Source organism: Mycobacterium sp. E796, assembly GCF_001672815.1.
Lineage (GTDB): Bacteria > Actinomycetota > Actinomycetes > Mycobacteriales > Mycobacteriaceae > Mycobacterium.
In genome coordinates, this window is the sequence record NZ_LZKK01000290.1 from 1 (window position 1) to 2,874 (window position 2,874).

The following is a 2,874-nucleotide window of genomic DNA, read 5'->3' on the forward strand; positions in this document are numbered from 1 at the left end:
CCCGCCACGCATCTCGGCTCGGCTCACTGGTCAAGACGTTGGGATCGCTTGCCGCGCTCGGCCCTTCGACGGTTTTGCTCGCCCGCGCGGCGCTGTTCGAGCAGCAGGTGACGTTGCCCTTCGGCGCCCCGCGCACCATGCTGAACGTCAAGATCGGCGGTGCGCGGCGCTGCGCCGCGCAGTCGTGGTCGGTGGACCGCATCAAAACCGTCAAGGCCGCCTCGGGTGTGACGCTGAACGACGTCGTGCTGGCGATGTGCGCTGGCGCCCTGCGCTACTACCTGCTCGAGCAGAACGCGCTGCCGGACACCCCGCTCGTCGCTATGGTCCCGATGAGCCTGCGCAAGGAGGACGAGGCAGACGCCGGCGGCAACCTCGTCGGAGCAATCCTCTGCAATCTGGCAACCGACACCGACGACCCCGCAGAGCGGCTGCAGACCGTCAGCGAGTCGATGCACAAGAACAAGAGGGTGTTCTCCGAGTTGCCCCGTGCCCAGGCGCTGGCGCTTTCGGCGGTGAACATGGCGCCGCTCGCCCTGGCGGCGGTTCCCGGGTGGGTGTCGTCAACGTCGCCGCCGTTCAACCTGGTTATCTCGAACGTGCCGGGGCCTCGCGAACGGATGTATTGGGGCGGCGCCCGGCTCGACGGCAGTTATCCGCTTTCTATTGCGTTGGACGGGCAGGCGCTGAACATCACCCTGGTCAGCAACGCGGGCAACCTCGATTTCGGACTGGTCGGATGCCGTCGCAGCGTTCCACACCTGCAGCGCCTACTCACGCACCTAGAGTCTTCGCTGAAGGACCTGGAACGCGCCGTCGGGGTCTGACCGTTCATGCCCACGCTCAGTGCGGGTGTGCTGTTATACCGGGCGCTTGACGGCGTCGTCGAAGTCCTGATCGCGCATCCGGGTGGTCCGTTTTGGGTCCGCAAAGACGACGGGGCCTGGTCGATACCGAAGGGGGAGTACGCCGACGGCGAGGACCCCTGGACCGTCGCGCAGCGCGAGTTTTCCGAGGAGCTCGGCCTGCCGGTGCCGCCCGGACCGCGGCTCGACCTCGGCCCGCTGAAACAACCCAGCGGCAAGGTGGTCACCGTCTTCGCCGTCGCGGCCGACCTCGACGTCGCCGACGCGCAGAGCAACACCTTTCAGATCGAGTGGCCGAAGGGCTCGGGTCGGATGCGCGAGTTCCCCGAGGTCGATCGCGTCGGCTGGTTTGCCGTGGCGCAGGCGCGCGCGAAGCTGCTCAAGGGCCAGCGTCCGTTCCTCGATCGATTGATGGCACAACCGGCAGTGGCGGGCTTAACCGAAGGGACTTGACATGCAAACATTGCGCACGCCTGACGAGCGGTTCGACGACGTGCCCGACTTTCCTTATGCGCCAAGCTATTGCGAGATCGCAGATGGTGACGGCGGGACGCTGCGGGCCGCTTGGGTGGAGGACGGGCCGCCAGGCGCCGACCCGGTTCTGATGCTGCACGGCGAGCCGTCGTGGTCGTACCTGTACCGCAAGATGATTCCGATCCTGGCCGCCGCGGGGCACCGGGTCGTCTGCCCCGACCTGGTCGGGTTCGGTCGTTCGGACAAACCGACCCGTCGCGAGGACCACACCTACGCGCGCCACGTCGAGTGGATGCGCATAGTCGCCTTCGACGTCCTCGACCTGCGCAACGTGACCCTGGTGGGCCAGGACTGGGGCGGGTTGATCGGATTGCGGCTCGCGGCCGAGCACCCCGAACGGTTCGCCCGCCTGGTCGTCGCCAACACCGGGCTGCCGAACGGCGAGCAGCCGATGGCCGACGTGTGGTGGCGCTTCCGCGAGGCCATTACCACCGCACCGGAGCTGAACATCGGCTGGTTCGTGCAGAGCGGGTGCCGCCAGCAACTGAGCGAAGTGGTGCGCGCGGGCTACGACGCGCCGTTCCCGGATGACCGGTACTGCGCCGGGCCGCGCGCCATGCCCACCCTGGTGCCGACCTCACCGGCCGACCCCGCGGCGGCGGCCAACAAGGCGGCGTGGGCCAAGCTGTCCGTGAGCCCGACGCCCATGCTCGTCGCGTTCAGCGACAGCGATCCCATCACCGGGCCGATGGCCGCGATCTTCCAGCGCGAGATGCGCGGCGCGCAGGGCATCGATCACCCGACAATCGCCGGGGCCGGTCACTTCCTGCAGGAGGACGCCGGCGAGGAACTGGCCAACCACATCGTGGAGTTCTTGCGGCGCTGAGCGTCCCGCGCGATGCGGGCAGAATGTGTTCATGACAACCGCCGCCCAAGCCGAATCGCAAGGGCTGCTGCTGCAGCTGCTCGATCCGGCCAATCGCGCCGACCCGTATCGGCTCCTCGCGCAGTTTCGCGAGCGCGGACCGATGGTGCTGCCGGAGACAACCCTCGTCGTCTTTTCGGCTTACCGGGACTGCGACGAGGTGTTGCGGCATCCGGCGTCGAGCAGCAGCAACGCGAACTCGACGGTCTCGAAGCGCCAGCTCGAGGCGGGCGTGGTGCAGCCGCGGCTTTTCCCGCCGGGATTTCTGTTCCTCGATCCGCCCGATCACACCCGGCTGCGCAAGCTGGTCGCCAAGGCGTTCTCGCCCAAAGTGGTGAACGCGCTGCAGCCCGAAATCACCGCGCTGGTCGACGGACTGCTCGATCGGATCGCCGAGAAGGGCGAGTTCGACGTCGTCGAGGATTTCGCTCATCCGCTGCCCGTGGCGGTGATCTGCCGGTTGCTCGGCGTGCCACTGGAGGACGAGCCGCATTTCAGCCGTGCGTCGGCGGTGCTGGCGCAGGCGCTGGACCCCTTCTCGACGATCACCGGCGTGCCGCCCGATGTCATGGACGAGCGGATGCAGGCGGTGCGGCGGCTGCGCGATTA

Annotated in this window: 3 protein-coding genes and 1 pseudogene; all 4 read left to right on the forward strand. The window is 67.9% G+C overall.

Annotation, left to right across the window (positions count from 1 at the left end; translation table 11 throughout):
• On the forward strand, window positions 1–827 hold an 827-nt coding region (locus tag A5706_RS22125; protein WP_156767274.1), incomplete at its 5' end, for a WS/DGAT domain-containing protein.
• Between the two features lie 6 nt (window positions 828–833).
• Window positions 834–1,319 (forward strand): NUDIX domain-containing protein, encoded by a 486-nt coding sequence (locus tag A5706_RS22130; RefSeq protein WP_068135322.1) that lies wholly within the window; start codon window positions 834–836, stop codon window positions 1,317–1,319.
• A 1-nt stretch (window position 1,320) separates the two neighbouring features.
• Complete coding sequence (locus A5706_RS22135) at window positions 1,321–2,226, forward strand: haloalkane dehalogenase (protein WP_068135325.1); 906 nt, start codon at window positions 1,321–1,323, stop codon at window positions 2,224–2,226.
• A 31-nt stretch (window positions 2,227–2,257) separates the two neighbouring features.
• A pseudogene (locus tag A5706_RS22140) lies at window positions 2,258–2,874 on the forward strand (cytochrome P450); the annotation flags it as partial.

Excerpts from the sequence above, each read along its gene's own strand:
- A5706_RS22135 (WP_068135325.1), top strand. The coding sequence starts at position 1,321 with ATGCAAACATTGCGCACGCCTGACGAGCGGTTCGACGACGTGCCCGAC.
- A5706_RS22130 (WP_068135322.1), top strand. The coding sequence starts at position 834 with ATGCCCACGCTCAGTGCGGGTGTGCTGTTATACCGGGCGCTTGACGGC.